We start from the raw sequence: 22,583 nt of genomic DNA on the forward strand, positions 1-22,583 counted from the left end.
TTTTAAGACTATGACAAAACGAACTTTTAAGCCACTCGGTGAACGCACCGTAATGGGTTTTGACTTTGGCACCAAAAGTATTGGTATTGCCATTGGTCAAGAGCTCACAGGAACAGCATCAAGCTTACAAGCTGTAAAAGCGAAAGATGGGATCCCTGATTGGCAACTTATTAAAAAACAAGTGGATGAGTGGCAACCTGATTTAATGGTGGTTGGTTTACCGCTTAATATGGATGGCACCAATCAAGAAGTTACCTTTAAAGCTAAGAAGTTCGCAAACCGCTTACATAACCACTTTGCTATTCCGGTAGAAACGCAAGACGAACGACTAACAACGGCAGATGCCAAAGCGCGTTTGTTCGAACAAGGTGGCTACCGAAACCTTGGTAAAGGTAATGTTGATAATATGTCTGCGGTGATCATCTTAGAAAGCTTTTTTGAGCAGTTTTATGGCGACTAATGCGCTTTATTAATCACCGTATAGTTGCTTAAATCTGGAATAAAGCCTGCCTCTCGGTAGGCTTTTTCAATTGCGCCTGTTTTACGAAGCTGCGCAAGCCCTTTTTGAATTGCAACAAAGGCCGCTTTTCCATCAGGGTGACTCTTCGAAATAATAAAATGACGGCTATCATTGAGCTGGAGTACAAGGTTTGGCACAGCTACCAGTTCAATGTTTTCTAATGTATAGCGATTATTGAGGCTAGGCATTAAGGGCATCATCATAAAATCAACCCACTGCATCGATACAGTGCGGACTTGCCCAAGCCATTCATCTTCTCTGAGCAACTCTTTTAAGGGCAAAGCAGATAACGTTTGCCAATCGGTTTGCCAGCGTGGCGTAGACACTGCGGTTAATTGTTTAAAGTCAGCAAGCTGTTTTACTTGCTGCACTTTCTTATTGCTCGGTGAAGTAAATATGCCCGCGTAATACTCACCATTTCGAATCACAGGGTCAGAGATATATACCGACTCAACTAGCTGCTTTGCATCAACAGACCAAACACTATCGAAGCTTAATAGGAGCTGGCCATCTTCTAACAGCTTGGTATTGCGATAATTAACATTGCCTTTGTGATAACGAAATGGCTTGGTAAAACCGCCTAAACTCAATGCTTGTTGAGCTATGATCATATCGACCACATCACGGCGTATGTAAGCACCACTGAAGTCTTTAACTTCAAGAGGTTTGCGACCATTCAAAAAGCGACTGTAATCGTCATAAACATCATCGCGAATAAAAATAACTACGCTTTTATTATCATTGCCATATACCTGAAAGGTACTCAGCAATAAAAATAACCAACCGATTAAATTTACTCGCAAACACATTTATTCGTCACTCTTTCCATCAAGACCATCGATAGTCACGCCTTGTAAGAAGCCCGCACCACTTTGTTCATTGTTTTGCAGCTTAATCATTAGGCGTAAGTCATTTGGCGAGTCAGCATGGTGTAGCGCATCAGCGTAGTTAATACGGCGCTGTTTATAAAGCTCAAATAAGGCTTGGTCAAAGGTCTGCATGCCCATTTCTTTCGATTTAGCCATGGTTTCTTTGATAGAGCCAATATCACCTTTTTTAATAAGTTCGGCGACCATAGGTGAATTAAGCAAAATTTCGATTGCAGCAACACGCCCTTCCCCATCGGAAGTTGGCACCAACTGCTGAGCAACAATGGCGCGAAGGTTAAGTGCTAAGTCGTACTTTAACTTATCGTGCTTTTCTTTTGGTACTAAGTGCATGATACGGTCAATGGCTTGGTTGGCATTATTCGCATGCAGTGTCGCCACACACAAGTGCCCCGTTTCGGCAAAGCTGAGTGCGTATTCCATGGTTTCTTGTGAACGGATCTCACCAATTAAGATCACATCAGGTGCTTGACGTAACGAGCTTTTTAGCGCTGATTCAAAGCTTTCAGTATCCAAACCAACTTCACGTTGGGTAATGATGCTTTTACGATGTTCGTGAACAAATTCGATAGGATCTTCAATGGTAAGAATATGGCCACGCTGATTGCGGTTACGATAACCTAAAAGCGCTGCAAGCGAGGTTGATTTACCTGTGCCTGTACCACCTACAAACAGCACTAAACCACGTTTTGCCATAATCACGTCGGTTAATGTTGATGGCAAACCTAGTTCGTTGACATCTGGGATTTGCGTCACGATACGGCGAATAACCATACCCGCTCTATCACGCTGCCAAAAGGCTGAAACACGGAAACGGCCTTCATCAGTCGCAATTGCAAAGTTACATTCTTTACTGTCATGAAATTCTTTGCGCTGTTTGTCGTTCATTGCTGACTCGACCAAAGCGAGTGAATCCTCATCAGAGAGCTTCTCATCGCTTAAAGGTATTAATTCACCGTTTACTTTTGCACTGACAGGCAGCTGGCTCGAAACAAACAAGTCTGAGCCTTTCTTGTCGATCATAACTTGTAAAAAATGATTTAAAGGTAAAGACATTTTAAATAGCTCCGTTAACCACCAAATTGGGTTTTATCTTGCGCTTTAGCTCGCGCATCATTGGTTGTAATAATGCCGTAGTTAACTAAGTTTGCTAAACATTGATCCATGGTCTGCATACCATGCGATGCGCCGGTTTGAATTGATGAATACATTTGTGCAATTTTATCTTCACGGATCAGATTTCGAATTGCAGGAATACCTATCATGATCTCATGGGCAGCTACTCGGCCACCGCCCACTTTTTTAAGTAAAGTTTGCGAGATTACGGCACGTAATGATTCTGACAACATTGAACGTACCATGTCTTTTTCTTCACCTGGGAATACGTCAATGATACGGTCGATAGTTTTTGGTGCTGATGTGGTATGCAAGGTACCAAACACCAAGTGACCTGTTTCTGCCGCGGTCATCGCTAAGCGAATTGTTTCAAGGTCACGCAGCTCACCCACTAAGATTACATCCGGATCTTCACGTAGTGCACTTCTAAGCGCATTAGAGAAGCTATGCGTATCGCGGTGTACTTCACGCTGGTTAATAAGGCTCAGCTTATTCTCGTGTACGAATTCGATTGGATCTTCGATAGTTAAAATATGGTGATGCTTATTTTGGTTAATATAATCAACCATCGCCGCTAATGTGGTTGATTTACCAGAACCCGTTGGCCCGGTGACTAGCACCAAACCACGTGGATTATCGGAAATGGTTTTAAAAATATCAGGCGCACCTAAATCATCCAGCGTTAAAACATCACTTGGGATAGTACGAAACACCGCCGCAGGGCCACGGTTTGAATTAAATGCGTTAACACGAAAACGCGCAAGGTTTGGTACTTCGAAAGAAAAATCCACTTCGAGATTTTGTTCGTAGTCCTTACGCTGATTATCGTTCATAATATCGTATACCAGACTATTTACATCTTTTTGTTCTAATGCTGGAATATTAATACGACGCACATCACCATCAACACGTATCATAGGTGATACGCCTGATGACAAGTGTAAATCCGAGGCTTTGTGTTGCACACTAAAGGCCAATAATTCGGTAATATCCATTTATGACTCCACAACCAACTGATAATTATATGGTTACAATAGCAGAACGACTTACATCCGCCTACGCAAGAATTGCTCAAGCTGCAAAAAATAATCACCGCGATGAGCAATCAATCAACCTATTGGCTGTTTCAAAAACAAAACCTGCCGACGATATTATTGCTGCCTATAAGCATGGTCAACGCCAGTTTGGCGAATCATATGTTCAAGAAGCGGTAACAAAAGTCGCAGCATTGGCTGATTATAAAGACATTGTTTGGCACTTTATCGGCCCTATTCAATCAAATAAAAGTGCCCAAGTAGCCACGCATTTTGATTGGGTACAAAGTGTTGACCGCACTAAAATTGCAAAACGTCTTAATGAGCAACGACCAGCCGACAAAGCCCCGCTCAATGTATTAATTCAAGTTAATATTAGTTTAGAAGAGGCTAAGTCAGGCTGCCACCCAGACGAGTTAATGACACTGGCCGAATTCGTCAATCAATGTCCTAATTTATACCTGCGCGGTGTGATGGCGATTCCTGCCAAAACCGACGATGCCCAGCTACAATTACAATATTTTGAGCAATTAAGCGCTTGCTTTGATAAACTAAAGGCCCAATATCCCCAAGTAGACACCCTGTCGATGGGTATGAGTAACGATGTTGAAGCGGCGATTGCAGCAGGTTCAACCATGGTACGCATTGGCACGGATATATTTGGCCAACGAAATTAAAAGGTGATAACAGACATATGTCAGACAAAAAAATCGCATTTATAGGCACGGGTAACATGAGCTACGCCATCATTGGCGGCATGGTAAAGAACGGTTTTGCAGCAAAAAACATCATTGCAACCAATCGCAACCAAGAAAAATTAGCTAAGGTTGCTGCTGATTTCGGGGTGCAAACTACCGCGGATAACAACGCGGCACTTCGCGATGCAGATGTGATTGTCTTATCTGTTAAACCACAAATGATGGGCGATCTTTGCCAATCATTCCAAGATTCAGGCGTCGATTTTAGCGATAAGCTATTTATTTCAGTAGCAGCAGGCCTTACCGTAAACCGTTTACGTGAAATGTTAGGTCAAGATGTGAAAATGGTGCGTTGTATGCCAAATACACCATCATTACTAGGTCGTGGTGTTTCTGGTCTATATGGCGCCGGCGAAACTGCTGAAGAGCACGAGTTTGTACAACAAGTTTTTGAGTGTACAGGCATTGTTGTTTGGGTTGAGCAAGAGTCACAAATCAACGACATCATTGCTGTTACAGGCTCATCACCTGCTTACTTCTTCTTATTTATGGAAGCTATTGAAGAAAAAGCTAAAGCACTTGGCTTTAGTGATGAAGATGCGCGCCGTTTAGTGCAACAAACCGCACTGGGTGCTGCAGAAATGGCTCTTTCGCAACCAGACATCAGTATTTCTCAGCTACGTGCAAACGTAACCTCTAAAGGGGGTACGACTCACGAAGCTGTTGAGCATCTTAAATCACAAGGTTTAGTCGGCACTGTTGCAGATGCAATGGATGCCTGTATTGCTCGCGCTGAAGCGATGGAAAAAGAACTTTAAGCTTACTTTTTGAAGGTAAAACTATGCAAGCCATGCACTTTTTAGTTGGGATTATTTTTGATCTCTTTTTAATGGTGGTCCTTTTACGCTTTTGGTTACAAGCGGCAAAAGCTGACTTTTACAACCCTATGAGCCAGTTTGTGGTGAAAGCCACTTCGTTCGCAGTGAACCCACTTCGTAAAATCATCCCTGGAGTGGGTGGCTTTGATATTGCCTCGTTAGTGCTTGCTTATTTAGTTGCTGTAGCAAAACTCAGTGTTATTTTTCTGATGTTCTATAACGCTTGGGCGCCGGGTCCGGTATTTATTCAAGCGTTAATTACGGTAGTTAAAGAAGGCCTAAACTTACTATTTTGGGTATTAATTATTCGTGCTTTACTAAGTTGGGTAAGCCAAGGCTACAACCCAATTGAGGCAGTATTCCACCAGCTAACTGAGCCGATGTTACGTCCCATTCGTAAGGTTATCCCACCATTAGGTGGTCTAGACCTATCAATCTTAGTGTTGATTATTGGTCTACAGTTTTTACAGTTTTTAGTAATGGATTTAATTGGCTAAGCGTTTAACGTTAAGCAGTAAGGGGCCGAAAGGCCTCTTTTGTTAAGTGAGATATACCATGAAGCAATTTATTTATTTTTCTTTGATTGTATTGAGTTTATTTACAACCTTTGCCAAAGCTGATGAACAAGCAGGCGCCCAGTACAAGGTTCTTGGCCCTTGGGAAGTTCATTACATTGCATTTCCATCGACTTTTATTCAGCCAAACATTGCTAAAAACTATGATTTAGAGCGTAGCCCTAGCAAAGGGATTATTAATATTTCGGTATTAAAAAACAGCGATAAAACAGCGCAGACTGCAACTTTAACTGGCACTGCACGTAACCTACTTGGTAATAAAAAACAGCTTACATTTAAAGAAGTTGTTGAAGGCGATGCGATTTATTACCTCGCGCAAATCGATTACAGCAACGAAGAAATTTACCGTTTTGATATCGAAATTAATCAAAATGGCAAAGTACAAACGCTGAAATTTCAGCAAAAATTTTACGTAGATTAATAGACCTATGAACAACACCTTGGTTTTAGCCACGGGCAACCCTGGCAAAGTAAAAGAGCTGGCAAGTATGCTCAGCCCACTTAATATTAACGTGGTTCCACAAAGCGATTTTCAAGTGCCAGACGTGCCAGAAACAGGCACCACATTTGTTGAAAACGCCATTATTAAAGCGCGCCATGCAGCAAAGATCACAGGCATGCCTGCGATTGCTGATGACTCAGGTCTTGAAGTAGACGGCCTAAATGGAGCACCTGGTGTGTACTCTGCACGCTTTGCCGGTGCGGGTGCCAGCGATCAAGATAATATCGACAAGCTACTAAAAGAGCTTGCTGATAACCCAGTTCGCAGTGCACGTTTTTGGTGTGTGTTAGTATTAATGCGCCACGCCGACGACCCTACACCACTTATTTGTAGTGCTAGCTGGGAAGGCGAAATCACCCATAGCCAAGATGGTCAAGGTGGTTTTGGTTATGATCCTGTTTTTTACGTACCATCTGAGCAATGCACTAGCGCTCAGTTAACTAAAGAGCAAAAAAATGCCCTTAGCCATCGCGGCCAAGCTTTAAAACAACTACTTGCACAATTGCAGCAAAAAGGCGGCCTGTGAGTTTACCGCCTTTAAGTTTATATGTGCACGTGCCTTGGTGCGTGCAAAAGTGCCCATACTGTGACTTTAATAGCCATGGCCAAAAAGGCACAATCCCCGAAAAAGAATACGTTCAACATCTTATTGATGATCTCAAGGCTGATTTGCATTTAGTACAAGGGCGTAAAATCCACAGCATCTTTATTGGCGGCGGCACCCCAAGCTTATTAACTGGTGACGCTTATACTCGCTTACTTGGTGAAGTCGACAGATTAATTGGCCTAACTGATGACTGTGAAATTACCCTAGAGGCAAACCCTGGTACAGTCGAAACAGGTCGCTTTAAAGAATATGTTGCCGCTGGCATCAATCGTATTTCGATTGGTGTGCAAAGCATGCAAAATGACAAGCTAAAAGCCCTTGGCCGTATTCATGGTGCTGATGAAGCAAGTTATGCGGCTAAACAGGCGCATCAAGCGGGGCTAAACAGCTTTAACCTTGATTTAATGCATGGCTTACCTGGGCAATCTGTTGCAGACGCCTTGGGTGACCTTGAAAAAATTATCGCCCTTAATCCACCTCATATCTCGTGGTATCAACTAACCATTGAGCCAAATACTCAGTTTGCTTCTAAGCCACCGACCTTACCTCATGACGACACCCTTTGGGATATTCAAGAACAAGGTCAAGCATTACTCGCAGCAGCAGGTTATGAGCAATACGAGATCTCAGGCTACGCGAAGCCCGGTTACCAATGCCGTCATAACTTGAATTATTGGCGATTTGGCGATTATCTCGGTATCGGCTGCGGTGCCCATGGTAAAATTACTGATGAAAATAAAGTCATCACCCGTACCGTGAAAGTAAAACACCCACGAGGTTATATGGATCTTGCCAAACCGTATTTATACGAACAATGGCAAGTAGCAGAAGACGACTTAGCTTTTGAATTCTTTATGAATCGTTTTCGTTTAGTCGAACCCTGCCCCAAAGCTGATTTACCTTTGCTTACAAGTTTGTCACTGCAAAGTCAGGAACAAGCCTTGACTGATGCAATTGCAAAAGGCTTACTAATTGATGATAAAGATAACTGGCAGGTAAGCCAAAAAGGCCACCGCTTTTTAAATGACCTGCTAGAATTATTCGTTTAAGAATTATAATTAAATTTCTAACAACTACAAAGGAACGATAATGCGTAAACTGACCTTCATCGCTGCGGCGGTAAGTGTTGCATTACTTGGCGGCTGCCAACAAATGCAAGAGCAACCGAAGCCTGCACCAAGTGTACAAAGCCAACCTGTACAAAGTGAAATCGATAAAGCTAATGCCTTCTTCGAAGATACTTTTAACCGTGATGTAATGAAAAGCCCGATCTATCAAACATACATGGGCATCAAAAAAGATTACGACAAATGGGACGATGGCAGCGAAGAGCGCGTTTTAGAAGACTTTGAACAAACTAAAGCTGACCTAGTTGCGCTTAACGCAATTAACCGCGACCTATTAGATGACGCAACAAAAGTAAGCTACGACCTTAAAAAGCAAGATTTAGAAAACGAAATTGCTGATTTCAAATGGCGTCATTACAACTACCCTGTGAACCAAATGTTTGGTGTTCACTCGATGATCCCTGCTTTTTTAATCAATCAACATCAAATTGCCGATGTATCTGATGCTAAAGCGTATATCTCACGTTTAAATGGTGTTACAACGGTTATTGATCAGCTAATCAAAGACCTTGAAGTACGAGCAGATAAAGGCATTATCGCGCCTAAGTTTGTTTTCCCACACGTGATTGATTCAAGCAATAATATCTTACGCGGCGCACCATTCCATGACGGTGAAGACTCAACGTTACTAGCTGACTTTAAACGCAAAGTTAATGCGTTAGAGATTGCCGATAGCGAAAAATCAGCACTTATCAGCGATGCTGAAAAAGCCCTAAAAGCAGCAGTAAAACCTTCTTACACTAAGCTAATTAACTTCTTAGCTCAGTTAGAAAAACGCGCTGATGACCGCGATGGTGCTTGGAAATTCCCTGACGGTGAAGCGTTCTACAATAATGCTTTAGCACGTACCACAACGACTGATTTAACAGCAAAAGAAATCCACACAATCGGTTTAGCTGAAGTCGCGCGTATTCACGACGAAATGCGTGAGATTAAGGACAAAGTAGGCTTTAAAGGTGACCTTAAAGCATTCATGGAATTCATGAAAACTGATAAGCAGTTCTACTACCCGAATACCGCTGAAGGTAAACAACGTTACCTTGATGAAGCAACAGCGCTTATCGATAACATGAAGTCTCGCCTAGACGAGCTATTCATTGTTAAGCCAAAAGCTGACCTTAAAGTTAAAGCTGTTGAAGCATTCCGTGAAAAAGCAGCAGGTAAAGCGTTCTACCAACAACCTGCACCAGATGGCTCACGCCCAGGTATTTATTACGCAAACCTTTACGACATGGAAGCAATGCCAACATACCAAATGGAAGCACTTGCATACCACGAAGGTATTCCGGGTCACCACATGCAAATTGCTATCGCGCAAGAGCTTGAAGATGTACCTAAGTTCCGTAAGTTTGGCGGCTACACAGCGTATGTTGAAGGCTGGGGTTTATACTCTGAGCTAGTACCAAAAGAAATGGGCTTATACGAAGACCCATATTCAGATTTTGGCCGTCTTGCGATGGAATTATGGCGTGCATGTCGCCTAGTAGTAGATACAGGTATCCACGCAATGAAGTGGACACGTCAAGAAGGTATCGACTACTACGTAAATAACACACCAAATGCGACGTCTGATGGCGTTAAAATGGTTGAGCGTCACATTGTAATGCCTTCACAAGCAACGGCATACAAAGTGGGCATGCTGAAAATTTTAGAGCTTCGTGAAGCGGCTAAAGAAAAACTAGGCGATAAATTCGATATTCGTGAATTCCACGATGTAGTACTTAAAAATGGTGCAGTACCATTAAATGTACTAGAGAAGTTTGTTGACCAATGGGTTGCTAAAAAACAAGCAGCTTAAGCAATAAAGACTTGAAAAAGGCCGCTCAGCGGCCTTTTTTATTTATTTAAACAACTAGTTGAGCTATAAATGTATAAATAATAAAAAACGAGTATCTCCATGCAAAGCGCGATTGAGCAATTGAACAGCCGGCTTCAACATCATCAGTTAAAAGAACTCATTGCCGATTACCAAAGTTTATCGGGAGTTTTGCAAGCGGCACAATTACAACATATCTATCAATTAGCTTGCAGTAGTGAAGTTAAATACTTGTTTTTACAAAATGTGGCAGCGCATTTACTCGAAGCAAGCCCGCTACCAAATGAAGCTGTAGCCTTAATTGATGATATCGATAAACTGAGCTTTTTCACGCCTGGCCTTAAATTTCAAAATGCTTTTTGTGTAACAGACAATCAGGGCAATACCTTACTACATCATTTATTTACGCAGTGTCAGGCTGATAACCTACCCTTTAATTACTTGCGTTCGTTAATGTTATTTGAAAGCAACGAAAGCTTAGGCAAAGCGTTAAAAACATTAAATAAACAGCAGCTCACTCCTATTGGTTGCTTTATAGCGCAAAACAGCACGACCCAAATGCTAGCCAAACATGAGTTCTCCGCATTATTAGCCATGATGGAAGTCGACCAAAGCCACAGTCCTAGCGCAGTCAGCGCCTTAATAAATACCCTTAAGCAATTTTATGGTGCCAATCAACCAACGAATAGCGACAGCAAAGTTCTACTGTGCGCGGCCTATTTGCAAGTGCCAACAGCGCAGTTATTAAACGCGCTCAATCAATAGCTCCATGAATAAGGATGTTGTTAAAGCGTTTTTATCGCTCAGCAGTTTTACAGCCCTTAATCACGGTAGCCGTATTGTGCTTACCTTGTGCCTTGCAAGGATATTAAGTACTGATGAGTTTGGTACTTTCGCGGCTTTACTCGCACTGTGTGAAATTCTGTTATTACCCGCAAGTATGGGGTTTGCATCGTCTTTAATGCGTATTAGCTACCCGCTCTACAAAGCCCAGCAACATGATTTACTACGTGGCTTAAAACATGTTTATTTAGCGGCATCTTGTTTATTCGGGGTGATTTTTGTCGCTGCGGTGGTGATTAGCTTTCAGGCTATTTCACCGCACCAAAGCGCTCAAGAGCATGTGGTCTATTTACTGTTACTGGTGCCGATTGGCGCCATTATGCAAAGCCAATCGGCTTTTTTAGTGGCTTTGAATAAACCTAAAATTGGCCTAATAACACAGCAGTGTATCTTTGAATTGCTAACCGCGGGGTTTTGTTTTTTTGTGTACTTGATACGTGGCGACTTATCTTTAGTCGAGATTTGTATCTTGTTGTTTTGTAGCATCTTGTGCGTAGTCATTTATCAATATTGGTTAATCAAGAAAATGATCGTCGCAAGTACTGCCCGCTACCAAACCAAGCAATGGTGTAAAGACTCATTGATCATGCTCGCCAGTGGCGCTGGCACCGTGTTGGTAGCAAAACTCGATGTATTACTGGTGCATCACTGGTTTGGCGCACAAGGCGTGAGTATTTTCTTTCCTGCGGTAGTGATTGCTGGCTTACTGACTATTTTAGGCAATGCCGCAAACCAATATTTAAAACCCATTTTAATGGCCGATGAAACGACCGAGCAGCAACTTAGCGAGTTAATGAAAGTGGTATGGCGTTTTAACTTTGCCGCTATTTTGCTACTTGCCCTGCTCGCAAAGCCACTACTCACTCTCTATGGAGAAAGCCAATTGCAGGAAGGTTTTTGGATTTTAATGCTGCTGTTACTCGGGCAGCTGTTATTACCAGCAAGAATTTTAGCCAGTAGCATGATCAAGTTAAAAGGGAACCCGCTTATCAACCTGTACGTATTACTTGGCGCAACCAGTGTCACGGTTTTAATGGCAGTACTGTTAAAAGATCAGTTTGGCTTATTGGGGGTGGCTGTGGCATTTAGTGGCGGCTTTATGCTCGGTGCGCTTTGCCGCATGGTGCTTGTATGCACACGCATGCGGCTGCCTTTATCTGTGGTATTGGGTTTAGTCAGATAGATAATATTCAACACTGGTAACAACACGCACTTTTTTCAGCTGAGGTGTGTTTGAATCTCTATCAGAAATTGAAAACTGCCCCTGACGCGCAGTTTTAATTTTACCTAATTTAGACTGTGAATCTTTGGCAAATTTCATTGCCACTTCACGGGCTTTTTCGGTTGCTTCTTGAATCATATTTGGCTTAATTTCATTTAAGCCATTAAATAAATATTGAATACGCGTTTCGTAATTGTCTTGTACTATCGCAATGCCTTGCTTGGCTAATTGGCTTACTGCGCCTAAGGCATGTTGCACTTTTTCGATGTCATTTGAATAAACAATGACATTATTACGGGCAATATAACGAAACTGCTGATTCTCGCCGCCATACTCACGGGCTTGTTTATCAATAATTGACTGACTACCAAGGCTGATTTCTTCATCACTAAAACCATGTAGCTTTAAAAAGGCGACGACTGCATCGCTTTTTTCTTCAACTCGACCCACTAATTTTTCAAGGTTGTTATCGGCATCAGAAAACTGTAACGGCCATATAACAGTGTCTGCTGGCACTTCCATTTCAGCTAAACCTTTAACGTGAACAGTGCGCTCCATGCCTTTCACATCAAGGGCTGCACTTTTCAAAATAAAACCTAACCCGAGCAAACCAACCGCCAATGCACAGGCTGCAATAACGATATTAAATGGTTGCGCTTTATTCATGCTTTTCTCCTTGATGTAGGTCACTGTTTTTGACTCGAAAAGTAGTTATAAACAGGTTATCTTATGAGTATAACTTTTAATACTTTAGAAGCGTGTCGGTTCTAGTTTGGGTGTATTAAACTTAACAGACCCTGAAGTTTTAACAAACAGCGCAAGCGAAGGAAACAGCATGAGCGTTAAACGTATTAGCCAATTTTTTAACCCTAAATCAGTCGCGGTCATTGGCGCCTCAAATTCCCCTAACCGAGCGGGCTTTGTGGTTATGCGCAACCTTTTACAAGGGGGCTTTAAAGGCCCAATCATGCCTGTTAGTTTAAATCACAGCGCTGTACACGGCGTACTAGCCTATCCGAGCATTGCTGCACTTCCAAAAGTACCTGATCTTGCGGTTATTTGTACTAATAAAAACACCTTAATCAACATCATTAATGAGCTTGGGGAGCTTGGCTGTAAACATGCAGTGGTGATTGCGGCGGGCTTAAACGCCGACCAAAAGCACGCATTAAAAGAAGCAGCTGCTGAGGCAAATGTCTCTTTACTTGGACCTAATTGTTTGGGCTTACTTATTCCTCACATTGGCTTAAATGCTAGTTTTTCGCATACAGTTGCAAGCCCTGGAAAGCTCGCCTTTGTATCGCAATCAGCGGCGGTTTGCTCAACCATTCTTGATTGGGCGAAAAATAAAGAGATTGGTTTTTCATATTTTGTGTCTGTGGGTGATTGCCTTGATATCGACTTTGATGAGTTACTCGACTTTTTAGGTCGAGATGCAAAAACCAAGGCTATTTTGTTGTATATCGATAATATAGAAGATATTCGTAGCTTTATTTCTGCAGCGCGGGCCGCTGCATTTAGCAAACCCGTCATTGCCATTAAAACCGGTAAAACCAGCGCCGGTGCCCTTGCCGCAGAAATACACACTGGTGGCAAACAAAGCTCAGATGCGGTCTATGATGCGCTATTCCAGCGAGCGGGTATGCTAAGGGTAAATGACTTACGAGAGCTTTTTGCTGCGACACAAACACTGGCAATGCACCCCAAACTACTTAAAGTCGAACAGCTGACTATTTTAACCAATGGCGGCGGCCCAGGTGTCATGGCCGTTGATACGCTCTTGCAAAGCTCAGGAAAACTGGCAGAGCTTAGCGACGAGACCAGAGCAGCGCTGAATAAAGTGATCCCACAATCAGAAATGACCTCGAATCCGGTGGATATTTTTGGTGACTCTGCGCCAAGACGCTACCAACAAGCGTTAGAAATTTTGCTGCAAGCCAAAGAAGTCAAAAACCTGCTGATCATTCATACCCCTTCTGCGCTTGCACCGAGTGAAGACTATGCTGAGATTATTGTCGAAACCTTAGAAAAAATCCCGAAGATGGCTCGCCCTTATGTTATGACAAACTTTATGGGCGAAGATGCCGCGTATGCCGCGCGTAAAGTCTGCGCTAATAATGCCATTCCGACCTACCGTACACCTGAAGGTGCGGTTGGTGCGTTTATGCACTTGGTAAGTTATCGCCGTAACCAAAAGCATTTAACGCAAACGCCAGAATCAAACACCGATGATGCAAAAATAAATAAAGACGCAGCACGCAATGTCGTAAATGAGTTTTTAGCCGAAGAGCAAAGCTATTTATCAACCCATGAAGCAAGCCAAATACTCACTCATTATGGTATTGATTGTATTCAAACTGAGGTTGCTTACACACCAACAGAAGCCAAAGAACAAGCCATTGAGCTGGGTTTTCCGGTAGCGTTAAAACTAATTAGCCCAAGTATTCCTTCTAAATCAGAAGTCGGTGGTGTGGTCCTTAATTTAAATGATGCGCAAGAAGTTGAGCAAACAGCTTTTGCCATGCTGCTAAGAATCAAAAACACCTACCCTGATGCCCATATTGAAGGCTTTTCATTGCAAAAGATGGCGCCACGAGCAGGTGCTAATGAGCTACGAATCGCTATTAAAACAGAGCCTAACTTTGGCCCGGTGATCTTACTTGGTGAAGCAGGCACCGGACTTGAATTCGCTCAAGCTGCAGTGGCACTACCACCACTGAATATGAACTTGGCAAAATACCTGATTGCTGCGGCGCACGATAAAGGCGTACTAAAAGACCGCGTGCTACCAGAAAAAGTCGATAAATACCGTTTATGCGCCCTACTCACCCGTATCTCGCAGCTTGTTATCGACCAACCTGATATTACCAGTGTTGAACTAAACCCTATTTTAGCCAGCAACGGGCAGTTTTTGGTCCTTGATGCGACTATTGGCCTTAGCCGTTATAAAGCAAAAGCGAACCGTAAACGTTTGTGTATTCGCCCCTACCCGATTGAATTAGTTAAAGAAGTAACCCTTAAAAACAATACCCAAGCACAGCTAAGACCAATAAAACCAGAAGATGAGCAAGCTCACTTAGAGTTTGATCAATCATTGAGTAAAGGAGACAGATATAAGCGTTTTTTCGGTGAATTACCGCAATTTAACCATGATCAGCTCGCGAAAATGACGCAAATTGATTATGACCGAGAAATGGCGTTTATTGTTAGCCAAGAGCAAAATGGCTCAGCCTGTACATTAGGTGTGTCTCGTGTACTTATGGATCCAGACAAGCTCGATGCTGAGTTTGCAATTGTGGTGCGCTCTGATTGCCAAGGTTTAGGGCTTGGCACAATATTAATGAATGCGGCGATTGAGCATTGTAAAAACCAAGGCGTAAAACAAATTGCTGGTATTACCTTGCCAGAAAACACCGGCATGATTGAACTGGCACGAAAACTCGGGTTTAAGATCACCCGCGACTTTGAAGAAGGCAGCATTAATATGGTGCTAAAACTTAACTAAAACTGGATCATTATTTTGCATCGTTTAAGAAATTACACTGCACGAGTTTTTGAAGGTAACGGAAAATATCGACGTATAGGACGCGCTCTCGACGTGTTTTTAATGTCGTTGATCATGATTAATGTGGTGGCGATTGTGTTGGAGTCAGTCGGCCCTTTAGCAAAGCAATATCATCACGAATTTTTAATGATTGAGCTGATTTCTGTCGGTATCTTTACCTTAGAATATGTGCTCAGGCTTTGGTGCTGTGTTGATAAAAGCGTGCATAAAGAAAGTACACTAACAAATTCAAAAATTCGCATTAAGTATTTCTTTTCGCCCATGGCGCTGATTGATCTTATAGCGATTTTACCCACCATTCTGATGGTCTTTGTGAGTGTTGATTTGCGCTTCTTACGAGTGCTTAGGTTAATGCGTATCTTTAAGCTGACACGCTATTCAAGGGCGATGCAGCTATTATTAAACTCGTTCAAAGAAGAGAGCAGTTCACTGCTTGCGGCTTTTTTTATTATGGCCGTAGTGCTGATCATTGCTTCATGCGGTATTTACTTAATTGAACACGATGTACAGCCAGATAAATTTGGCTCTATCCCTGCTGCAATGTGGTGGGCAATGGTGACATTAACAACTGTTGGTTATGGCGATGTCGTGCCTGTGACTCCCCTTGGTCGCTTATTTGGTGGTGCTATTACACTAGTTAGTATGGGTATGGTGGCTATTCCAACCGGTTTGTTGGCCTCAAGCTTTTCTGAGCAGTTACGTAAACGCAGACAAGTGTTTACCGATGCAGTCCACGAAGCCGTTGAAGATGGGCATTTATCGCCGGTTGAAGAAGAACACTTAGAAAACTTACGGTATAAACTGGGTTTAAGTCAGCAAGAGGCGAATAAAGCGATTCATAACGAACTTAAAAACCGCAATCGCAATCTGTATTGCCGCCACTGTGGTAAACGCCAAGATTAACATAAAGGGTAAAGCTTTGGCTTTACCCTGAAAATTCATCATCCCACTGGGTATCTAAAAGCGTTTTTACTTCATCACCTGCCACAGGTTTGCTAAACAAGTAACCTTGGAAATACTCACAACCTAAAGAGCGTAAGAACTGCAATTGCGTGCGGTTTTCAACTCCTTCTGCTACACACTCTTTACCCAAACTTTTTGCTAAGGTAAGTGTTGAGTTGATAATCGCTTCATCACCTTTATCAATTCCAATATCATTAACAAAGCTTTTGTCTATTTTAAGCACATCAACCGGAAAACGTTTCAAGTAGGTCAGTGACGCATAACCCGTTCCAAAGTCATCCATATAAATACGACAGCCTAGGGCTTTGAGTTTTTCCATACTTTGCTGCGCTTTATCAGAGTCATGCATCATCACTGATTCGGTGATTTCAAACACTAGCGCGCTCGCAGGAACTTTAATTGCGCTTATTGATTGATGTATTTTCTCAACCAGATTTTCGCTTTCAAAATCTAGGGCAGAGAGATTAATAGAAATATATAAATCAGGATGCGTGGTACGCCATTGGCGCAGCTCAATCAATGCTCTTGATAGAGTCTGCAGCATAATTTTGGTAATTAGCCCGGAGCTTTCTGCAGCATTTGCAAAGTCTTCAGGTTTATATTCATCATTACTCGGCCAACGTAACAACACTTCAAGCCCCGCCACTTGGCGAGTCTCAGCGCTCACGATTGGCTGATAAAAATTACAAAACTCATGTTCTTGGTAAGCTTTACTTAACTGTGATTCAAGGTGCAAAGTACGCTGCACTTGTAAGTTCATTTCTTGCTTATAGAACTGATAACAGCCTTCAACATGACTTTTCGCGTGGTACAGTGCCACATTAGAGGCTTTCAATAAGGCTTTGGTGTCCTTTGCATCATCAGGGTAAACAGCAACCCCAACACTAAGGTTCACTTTTACAGCTTGCTGGCTCAGTTCAATATGAGTATCGACACAATCCATCACTTTTGCACATAACAGCAGTAACTCATCAAGCTGTTTTAAATCTTCAGCAAGGATCACAAACTCGTCACCATCAAAACGAGCCACGCTATCTTGTGGACGCAACACCTGTTTTAAGCGCTTAGCAACTCGCTTAATTAACTCATCTGACTCTTCACGACCTAGCGAATCATTAAAGTGCTTAAAGCGCTTAATATTAACGTTTAATAGCGCCACTTTTGTTTGATGGTAATCAGCTTGCTCAATAGCGTGAACGACTCGGTCGTTGAACAAGGTTTTATTTGGCAGCCCCGTCAAAGCATCGTAGTTGGCAAGTAAATGCAGCTCGTTTTCAGCCAGCTTTTGCGCGCTAATATCAGTAACTATAATCACATAGCTATCAAGTTGGCGATTATTGCCTGCAACCGCACTTATTTTTATTAATACTTGGCGCTTTTCACCGCCAGCAACTTCAACCACATCTTCTGCAGAGAAGTGCTCACCCGATTCAAGCTTTTGCATAATGCGTAAGTAATGAATACGGGTAGATATAGGCATCCCAAGTGTGAGCGAACGGCTAGAGCGAGGCTCTGCAGGAAAACCAAACGCATCTTGGAATGACTTATTGGTAGCGCGAATACGCAGATTTTTATCTAAGATGAACACCCAGTCACGAGTTTGTTCAAATGCTGCACCAAACAAGCGGGCATTTTCTTCAAATACCAGTTCACGGGTCATGTTTGTGTAGGTACCTGCTACTTTTTCAGGAGCGCTGTCCTGCCACTCAACCACTTTGCCAAAGTCTTTATACCAGCGCCAATTACCATCAGCATGGCGCAGCCTGTAGGTACAATTGAAATAGCCTTTTTGTGTAGATAAAAACTCTAACCACTCTAACCTAAAAGTTTGCTTATCATGAGGGTGAATCTTTGCTAAATAATCATCTAGATTAAGGCTATCAGTTTCATAGCCTAACTCATTTTTAAGACGCGGCTGATAAATAATCGGGCTTTGCGATGACCAATCCCATACTCCAGAATGGCTACCTTCAAGAGCAAGCTTCAATCGTGCTTCACTCTCTTTACTTTCTTTATGGGCGGCTAGCAATATTTGTTGCATACGGTTACGTCTAAACACCCAAGCAGCAACAAACAGTGCAACCAAAATCACATATAAAACAATAAAGTGAGGTGCACGCCAAGGTGGGTATTTCACTTCGATATTTAAAATTGCCGGCGGCGTTAACTCTCCGGTTAATGGATCTTTTGCCCATACCTTAAGGTGGTATTTTCCTGCACTGAGTTTTGGGAAGAGCACTCGGTTGTTATTACGGGTATAAGTTTTTTGACCATCACCAAGCTGATATTCATAAATGATACGTTCTTGATAGTTAAATGCCATCGCCGAAAAGGCAACTTCAAGGCCTATATCATCATGCTCAAGGACAACACTATCGATAGGCTGTTTTAGCTCAGCGGGTAAATCACGAGACATTAAATCAAGGTTAGTAATATTTACGTGATCAATTAAAGCTTGCTGATAGTGGTTATCCATAGGGTAAAAGTAGGTAAAGCCTTTTAGCGTACCATAGACAATTTGCCCTGACTCAAGCTTAGTAAAAGCTCCGCTATTAAACTCGGTTGAGAATAACCCTTCTGAGCCAGTAAATTGCTGAAAATGTAAATTATCTGGGTTCAGTCGCCAAAGTCCTTTATGGCTACTCATCCATATCATGCCCGCCTCATCAAGCACCATGTCATATAACAAAGTACCTAACTTATTTTTCTCAAGGTCGATGGTATAAATATGCTCGTAGGTGCTGGCATCTAAGCCGATTAAGCCAAAGTTTGAAAGCGATAACCACAACACATTGTTGTTATCTATGATGTAAGACATCACATTCACAGCAACATTTTCATGTTGTTCAGGTACTTTATATATCGTCGAGAGCTCGTAAGTTTCGGGATCAACTTGATACAGAATACCCGCATTATAAAATAATGGCGCTTCTGGATTTGACGACAACGCAGGTAAAAATCCGTAGGCTAAAAACGGCTCAAACTCATCAAACTTGCCGCCTAGTCGGGTCACTTTTTGGCTATCGATATTATAAACAAACATGCCGTAATCAGGGTGAACATAGTAAAGATCCCCCGATGGCATCAACAATATGCCATGCACCCAATCGTTAATTAAAACTTGGTTCTCGGGATTTGCCGCTTTGACTGGGGTGGCTTGCCCGGTTTTCGGATCAAAGCTTAATATACCGCGATTAGTATGCAGCCATAACTTATCTTTGTAGGGCATGATTTGGTAAATACTGAATTCAGTGGTTATAAGGTCAACCTGATAATCTTTTAAAAAAACTTCACTTTCGTAGGTTTCTAAATCAACCGCTGTTAAACCATTATGGGTGGCAAGCCAGAGACGATTTTGAAACTCAGTGATACTCCAAATTGAATGGTGAGATAGTCCATCGCCTGTTAATGAGTTGGCTGTCACATTGATAAAATTGTAGTTATCATATGACTGATAAAACGCCCCATCATTTTTGGTTGCCAGCCACATTCCACCTGAGCGATCTTTCACAATATCAATAATGCTGGTGTCAGCTAGTGTGTAACCACTTTCTTTTAGGCGCATATTCTTAGCTAACTCACCCGTTTCAAGGTTATATTCAAATAACCCTTTATCAGTGCCAAGCGTAATAGAGTTAGTCTCAGGTATAATCTTCCAAATATTTAATTCACTAATGAGCGTTTTATTTTTGAAAGCGGTATCAGGGGTCTCGAACATTGCTTTTAAATTGCTAATATCAACCTGATAGAGGCCTCTAACAGCGCCCACTAGCAATGTTTGTTCATTGATAATAGCGAATGATTTCACATAATTTTGATAAATATGACTTGGCTCATTTTGCAAATGCTCAAGTTTACGGACTTTTCCGGATGCCAACTCATACACATAAGCACCATTACTAGTGCCCATAAAAATATAACCTTGGTACGCGAAAAGCTCTCGAATAACGCTGCTTTTTACGCGTTCAGGTATTTCAAAAATAGAGGTGATTTTTTTCGTTTCTAAGTCTAATTTGGCAAAATCCCAACCTCGCCCTAGCCAAAGTGTTTTGTCATCAACAGCCACCATGCTAAACACCGACTCAATAAAAATTTGCTCTTCAGTGGTTGGTTTAGCAATAAACTGCTGATAAGTATCGGAAGTGGGATCATAGCGGAATAAACCCGCTTGTAGTGAAGCTATCCAGATATAGCCTTGAGGGTCTTGGTAAATACGGTCAATGATGGCATCTTCAAGCTCACCATTAGGGCCTTTGATATGAACCACCTGATAACCATCGTAGCGATTGAGGCCACCTTCAGTCGATAACCACAAGTAGCCACTGTTATCGATAAGCATGGTGTTTACATAACTTTGCGATAAGCCTTCACTGGTTGATAAACGTTTTACCTGCGAGATAGCGGGATGGCTAAATAAGCCACAGATCAGAATAAAAAATAACGCTATACTGGAGAAGAACTTAGTCATTGACGTTCCAAATTGCTAACTTGGCACTGTGTCACGCGTAAAGTGCATCGCAACTACGTTTCGATGCGCATATACCTCAAACAACGATTGCAAAGAATTGGGTAATGTTAATGCATAGTTAAACCCATTTTGTAGATAAAAATCAATCAGATTTTGGTACACGAAGGTAAAAACTGTCCCTTTTTGTGCAGCGGTGACAGCCGCAAGTAATTGTGAAGCTATTTTTTGACCCCGCCATACTTCATCAACATAAAGGGTAGACAAAAATAACAGCCCTGCATGGTTTTGGACTCGGCATGCTGCAATTATTTCTGTTTCTTTGTAAGCAACCCATACTTGGTCAGCTTTGGTCGCGCGACCACGAGCCTTGTGTTTATCATAAAATTTGTTTACTAACGGCGTTTTAATTGGCTCAAGTAAACAAAATCTAAACGCAGCCATGATTAGCTCATTAACGAAAGGTAATGCTCAAATTGCTGCTTAAGAAAAGCTTGTTCAGACATAGGGCGATTATTTATTGCAGTGTAAACGCCTTCGCGGGTGTTCTTGCCGCGCTTTATTTGATAAGCCCAAAAAGACGCTTCGTAATCCAATTGAATTTGATATTTTTGCTCTCGTGGCAATTTACATAAATTGAAACTCATACTTTCTCAGCAATAAATTTTTGATTTCGCAAGTATAACAAAATTAACAGGCTTTAATCCCTTTTATTAGCTTAAAAAGCCCACGGATAAGCTTGATTTTGGAAACACATATCAGTAAATTAACGAGCAATTTATGTACGCAAGGAACGCATGTTGTCGAAGTATCTGAGTCACAGATTTGCCTTATTTTTGCTGTTTTTTTGCTTATCATGTAGTGCCAGCAATAATTTACTGATCTTTAATCGCCCCGCCGATACACCTCAAGCTCGCTATGTTATTGATTTAATGAAAATGGCATACAAAGAAATTGGCTATGAGATCCATATTATCGACTTTAATCATCAAAATGCCTTGGTTGCCGCTAACCAAGGAGTACTCGATGGGCAACTAGGCCGCATTGCCGATGTTAAAGATGATTACCCAAACTTATTGAAAGTAGACTATGCGCTTTTTGATTTTAATCTAGTGCTACTGAAAAACTGCCGACAATGCCAATATGAACAGCTTAAATCGTTAGCAATTCAGTCTAGCTACCCGGCAGCCCAGAGTTATATCGATAACCACCCATTTGATGGTGATGTGATCAAGGTCAGAAATGTCACTGCGCAGCTTAATTTACTCACGCAAAAACGTGTTGAAGGAACAATATTACTAGACTTTTTATTGTCGACTAAGCACCCGGGGTTTGATCAAACAGCCTTTCATAAACAGGTATTAATGCCGATGCAGAGCTTTCACTTTGTGCATAAACGACATAAAGCGATTATTCCGCAACTAACTAAAGTGCTTAAAAAGCTTGATAAAAACGGCACGGTGCAATTTTTAAAATCGAAATACAACCTCAGTAAATTTTAAAAATCAAAACCGCCTTGCTCAGGATTTTTTTGTTGCTGCTCTGCCTGCTGTTTTTTCTGAAGATAACGTTTATAGCGCTGTTGGCATAAGCTAATGACTTTACGTTTTTCTGCATTGGTAAACTTATTCCAATAAAAGCGCTCATCGCGACTACGGTAGCAACCTTTACAATAGCCTCGGTTATTAACTTGGCATATTCCTTTGCAAGGGCTTGGAATTTCAAATATTTCAATTTGTTGCATCACAAATGCCGGTTAATAAAG

Annotated in this window: 21 protein-coding genes; 13 read left to right on the forward strand and 8 right to left on the reverse strand. The window is 41.9% G+C overall.

Going from position 1 to position 22,583, the window contains the following annotated elements:
• The first annotated feature begins 10 nt into the window (after nucleotides 1-10).
• Complete coding sequence (ruvX, locus tag MTF66_RS27515; RefSeq protein WP_058586588.1) at nucleotides 11-460, forward strand: Holliday junction resolvase RuvX; 450 nt, start codon at nucleotides 11-13, stop codon at nucleotides 458-460.
• Here the strand turns inward: ruvX and MTF66_RS27520 are convergent.
• Genes MTF66_RS27520 through MTF66_RS27530 form a run of 3 tightly spaced genes read right to left on the reverse strand, consistent with a single transcriptional unit; the run spans nucleotide 457 to nucleotide 3,518 of the window.
• The gene (locus tag MTF66_RS27520) at nucleotides 457-1,329 is read right to left on the reverse strand and encodes a hypothetical protein (protein WP_248529260.1); all 873 of its coding nucleotides are present in this window, start codon (nucleotides 1,327-1,329) and stop codon (nucleotides 457-459) included. The genes ruvX and MTF66_RS27520 overlap by 4 nt on opposite strands.
• Nucleotides 1,330-2,463, reverse strand: a complete 1,134-nt coding sequence (locus tag MTF66_RS27525; RefSeq protein ID WP_058586589.1) for a PilT/PilU family type 4a pilus ATPase — start codon at nucleotides 2,461-2,463, stop codon at nucleotides 1,330-1,332. It lies immediately after the preceding gene.
• Nucleotides 2,464-2,477: 14 nt separating this feature from the next.
• Nucleotides 2,478-3,518, reverse strand: coding sequence for a type IV pilus twitching motility protein PilT (locus MTF66_RS27530; protein WP_054562740.1), 1,041 nt, complete (start codon nucleotides 3,516-3,518; stop codon nucleotides 2,478-2,480).
• A gap of 2 nt (nucleotides 3,519-3,520) precedes the next feature.
• On the opposite strand from MTF66_RS27530, the gene MTF66_RS27535 reads away from it, so the two are divergent.
• From MTF66_RS27535 to MTF66_RS27575, 9 genes are all read left to right on the forward strand, one after another.
• Nucleotides 3,521-4,234, forward strand: coding sequence for a YggS family pyridoxal phosphate-dependent enzyme (locus MTF66_RS27535; RefSeq protein WP_248529261.1), 714 nt, complete (start codon nucleotides 3,521-3,523; stop codon nucleotides 4,232-4,234).
• A 17-nt stretch (nucleotides 4,235-4,251) separates the two neighbouring features.
• Complete coding sequence (gene proC, locus MTF66_RS27540) at nucleotides 4,252-5,073, forward strand: pyrroline-5-carboxylate reductase (RefSeq protein ID WP_175078649.1); 822 nt, start codon at nucleotides 4,252-4,254, stop codon at nucleotides 5,071-5,073.
• 23 nt (nucleotides 5,074-5,096) lie between these two features.
• On the forward strand, nucleotides 5,097-5,630 hold the full coding sequence (locus tag MTF66_RS27545) for a YggT family protein (protein ID WP_054562743.1): 534 nt from the start codon (nucleotides 5,097-5,099) through the stop codon (nucleotides 5,628-5,630).
• Nucleotides 5,631-5,688: 58 nt separating this feature from the next.
• A complete protein-coding gene (locus MTF66_RS27550; RefSeq protein ID WP_054562744.1) occupies nucleotides 5,689-6,129 on the forward strand; it encodes a DUF4426 domain-containing protein in 441 nt (146 codons plus the stop codon).
• A gap of 7 nt (nucleotides 6,130-6,136) precedes the next feature.
• Nucleotides 6,137-6,736, forward strand: a complete 600-nt coding sequence (locus MTF66_RS27555) for an XTP/dITP diphosphatase (protein WP_058586594.1) — start codon at nucleotides 6,137-6,139, stop codon at nucleotides 6,734-6,736.
• Nucleotides 6,733-7,866, forward strand: a complete 1,134-nt coding sequence (hemW, locus tag MTF66_RS27560; protein ID WP_063527263.1) for a radical SAM family heme chaperone HemW — start codon at nucleotides 6,733-6,735, stop codon at nucleotides 7,864-7,866. The genes MTF66_RS27555 and hemW overlap by 4 nt, the downstream gene beginning before the upstream one ends.
• A 40-nt stretch (nucleotides 7,867-7,906) precedes the next feature.
• On the forward strand, nucleotides 7,907-9,742 hold the full coding sequence (locus tag MTF66_RS27565; RefSeq protein ID WP_248529262.1) for a DUF885 family protein: 1,836 nt from the start codon (nucleotides 7,907-7,909) through the stop codon (nucleotides 9,740-9,742).
• Nucleotides 9,743-9,841: 99 nt separating this feature from the next.
• The gene (locus tag MTF66_RS27570; RefSeq protein WP_248529263.1) at nucleotides 9,842-10,525 is read left to right on the forward strand and encodes a hypothetical protein; all 684 of its coding nucleotides are present in this window, start codon (nucleotides 9,842-9,844) and stop codon (nucleotides 10,523-10,525) included.
• Nucleotides 10,526-10,529: 4 nt separating this feature from the next.
• Complete coding sequence (locus MTF66_RS27575; protein WP_248529264.1) at nucleotides 10,530-11,786, forward strand: lipopolysaccharide biosynthesis protein; 1,257 nt, start codon at nucleotides 10,530-10,532, stop codon at nucleotides 11,784-11,786.
• On the opposite strand, the gene MTF66_RS27580 is transcribed toward MTF66_RS27575, so the two are convergent.
• Nucleotides 11,775-12,491 (reverse strand): SIMPL domain-containing protein, encoded by a 717-nt coding sequence (locus MTF66_RS27580; protein ID WP_054562750.1) that lies wholly within the window; start codon nucleotides 12,489-12,491, stop codon nucleotides 11,775-11,777. The genes MTF66_RS27575 and MTF66_RS27580 overlap by 12 nt on opposite strands.
• 169 nt (nucleotides 12,492-12,660) lie before the next feature.
• On the opposite strand from MTF66_RS27580, the gene MTF66_RS27585 reads away from it, so the two are divergent.
• Nucleotides 12,661-15,330, forward strand: coding sequence for a bifunctional acetate--CoA ligase family protein/GNAT family N-acetyltransferase (locus MTF66_RS27585; RefSeq protein ID WP_248529265.1), 2,670 nt, complete (start codon nucleotides 12,661-12,663; stop codon nucleotides 15,328-15,330).
• Between the two features lie 9 nt (nucleotides 15,331-15,339).
• Nucleotides 15,340-16,293, forward strand: a complete 954-nt coding sequence (locus tag MTF66_RS27590) for an ion transporter (protein ID WP_054562751.1) — start codon at nucleotides 15,340-15,342, stop codon at nucleotides 16,291-16,293.
• A 22-nt stretch (nucleotides 16,294-16,315) separates the two neighbouring features.
• Here MTF66_RS27590 and MTF66_RS27595 read toward each other — a convergent pair whose 3' ends face one another.
• From MTF66_RS27595 to MTF66_RS27605, 3 genes are read right to left on the reverse strand one after another with little or no spacing between them, the layout of a single operon-like run.
• On the reverse strand, nucleotides 16,316-20,821 hold the full coding sequence (locus MTF66_RS27595; RefSeq protein ID WP_248529266.1) for an EAL domain-containing protein: 4,506 nt from the start codon (nucleotides 20,819-20,821) through the stop codon (nucleotides 16,316-16,318).
• Between the two features lie 15 nt (nucleotides 20,822-20,836).
• The gene (locus MTF66_RS27600) at nucleotides 20,837-21,262 is read right to left on the reverse strand and encodes a GNAT family N-acetyltransferase (RefSeq protein ID WP_248529267.1); all 426 of its coding nucleotides are present in this window, start codon (nucleotides 21,260-21,262) and stop codon (nucleotides 20,837-20,839) included.
• A gap of 2 nt (nucleotides 21,263-21,264) precedes the next feature.
• Entirely contained in the window at nucleotides 21,265-21,465 is a 201-nt protein-coding gene (locus tag MTF66_RS27605) for a DUF3283 family protein (protein ID WP_036966037.1), read from the reverse strand.
• A gap of 150 nt (nucleotides 21,466-21,615) precedes the next feature.
• On the opposite strand from MTF66_RS27605, the gene MTF66_RS27610 reads away from it, so the two are divergent.
• Nucleotides 21,616-22,320 carry a transporter substrate-binding domain-containing protein gene (locus tag MTF66_RS27610; protein ID WP_248529268.1) on the forward strand — a complete coding sequence of 235 codons (705 nt, stop codon included), beginning with the start codon at nucleotides 21,616-21,618 and terminating at the stop codon, nucleotides 22,318-22,320.
• Here the strand turns inward: MTF66_RS27610 and MTF66_RS27615 are convergent.
• Entirely contained in the window at nucleotides 22,317-22,562 is a 246-nt protein-coding gene (locus MTF66_RS27615) for a DUF1289 domain-containing protein (protein WP_248529269.1), read from the reverse strand. The genes MTF66_RS27610 and MTF66_RS27615 overlap by 4 nt on opposite strands.
• Between the last annotated feature and the right edge of the window lie 21 nt (nucleotides 22,563-22,583).

Source organism: Pseudoalteromonas sp. 2CM39R, from assembly GCF_023161845.1.

What these genes read in the sequence shown, in the direction of transcription:
- ruvX (WP_058586588.1), top strand. Translation starts at nt 11, where the DNA reads ATGACAAAACGAACTTTTAAGCCACTCGGTGAACGCACCGTAATGGGT.
- MTF66_RS27520 (WP_248529260.1), bottom strand. Translation starts at nt 1,329, where the DNA reads ATGTGTTTGCGAGTAAATTTAATCGGTTGGTTATTTTTATTGCTGAGT.
- MTF66_RS27525 (WP_058586589.1), bottom strand. Translation starts at nt 2,463, where the DNA reads ATGTCTTTACCTTTAAATCATTTTTTACAAGTTATGATCGACAAGAAA.
- MTF66_RS27530 (WP_054562740.1), bottom strand. Translation starts at nt 3,518, where the DNA reads ATGGATATTACCGAATTATTGGCCTTTAGTGTGCAACACAAAGCCTCG.
- MTF66_RS27535 (WP_248529261.1), top strand. Translation starts at nt 3,521, where the DNA reads ATGACTCCACAACCAACTGATAATTATATGGTTACAATAGCAGAACGA.
- proC (WP_175078649.1), top strand. Translation starts at nt 4,252, where the DNA reads ATGTCAGACAAAAAAATCGCATTTATAGGCACGGGTAACATGAGCTAC.
- MTF66_RS27545 (WP_054562743.1), top strand. Translation starts at nt 5,097, where the DNA reads ATGCAAGCCATGCACTTTTTAGTTGGGATTATTTTTGATCTCTTTTTA.
- MTF66_RS27550 (WP_054562744.1), top strand. Translation starts at nt 5,689, where the DNA reads ATGAAGCAATTTATTTATTTTTCTTTGATTGTATTGAGTTTATTTACA.
- MTF66_RS27555 (WP_058586594.1), top strand. Translation starts at nt 6,137, where the DNA reads ATGAACAACACCTTGGTTTTAGCCACGGGCAACCCTGGCAAAGTAAAA.
- MTF66_RS27565 (WP_248529262.1), top strand. Translation starts at nt 7,907, where the DNA reads ATGCGTAAACTGACCTTCATCGCTGCGGCGGTAAGTGTTGCATTACTT.
- MTF66_RS27570 (WP_248529263.1), top strand. Translation starts at nt 9,842, where the DNA reads ATGCAAAGCGCGATTGAGCAATTGAACAGCCGGCTTCAACATCATCAG.
- MTF66_RS27575 (WP_248529264.1), top strand. Translation starts at nt 10,530, where the DNA reads ATGAATAAGGATGTTGTTAAAGCGTTTTTATCGCTCAGCAGTTTTACA.
- MTF66_RS27580 (WP_054562750.1), bottom strand. Translation starts at nt 12,491, where the DNA reads ATGAATAAAGCGCAACCATTTAATATCGTTATTGCAGCCTGTGCATTG.
- MTF66_RS27585 (WP_248529265.1), top strand. Translation starts at nt 12,661, where the DNA reads ATGAGCGTTAAACGTATTAGCCAATTTTTTAACCCTAAATCAGTCGCG.
- MTF66_RS27595 (WP_248529266.1), bottom strand. Translation starts at nt 20,821, where the DNA reads ATGACTAAGTTCTTCTCCAGTATAGCGTTATTTTTTATTCTGATCTGT.
- MTF66_RS27600 (WP_248529267.1), bottom strand. Translation starts at nt 21,262, where the DNA reads ATGGCTGCGTTTAGATTTTGTTTACTTGAGCCAATTAAAACGCCGTTA.
- MTF66_RS27605 (WP_036966037.1), bottom strand. Translation starts at nt 21,465, where the DNA reads ATGAGTTTCAATTTATGTAAATTGCCACGAGAGCAAAAATATCAAATT.
- MTF66_RS27610 (WP_248529268.1), top strand. Translation starts at nt 21,616, where the DNA reads ATGTTGTCGAAGTATCTGAGTCACAGATTTGCCTTATTTTTGCTGTTT.
- MTF66_RS27615 (WP_248529269.1), bottom strand. Translation starts at nt 22,562, where the DNA reads ATGCAACAAATTGAAATATTTGAAATTCCAAGCCCTTGCAAAGGAATA.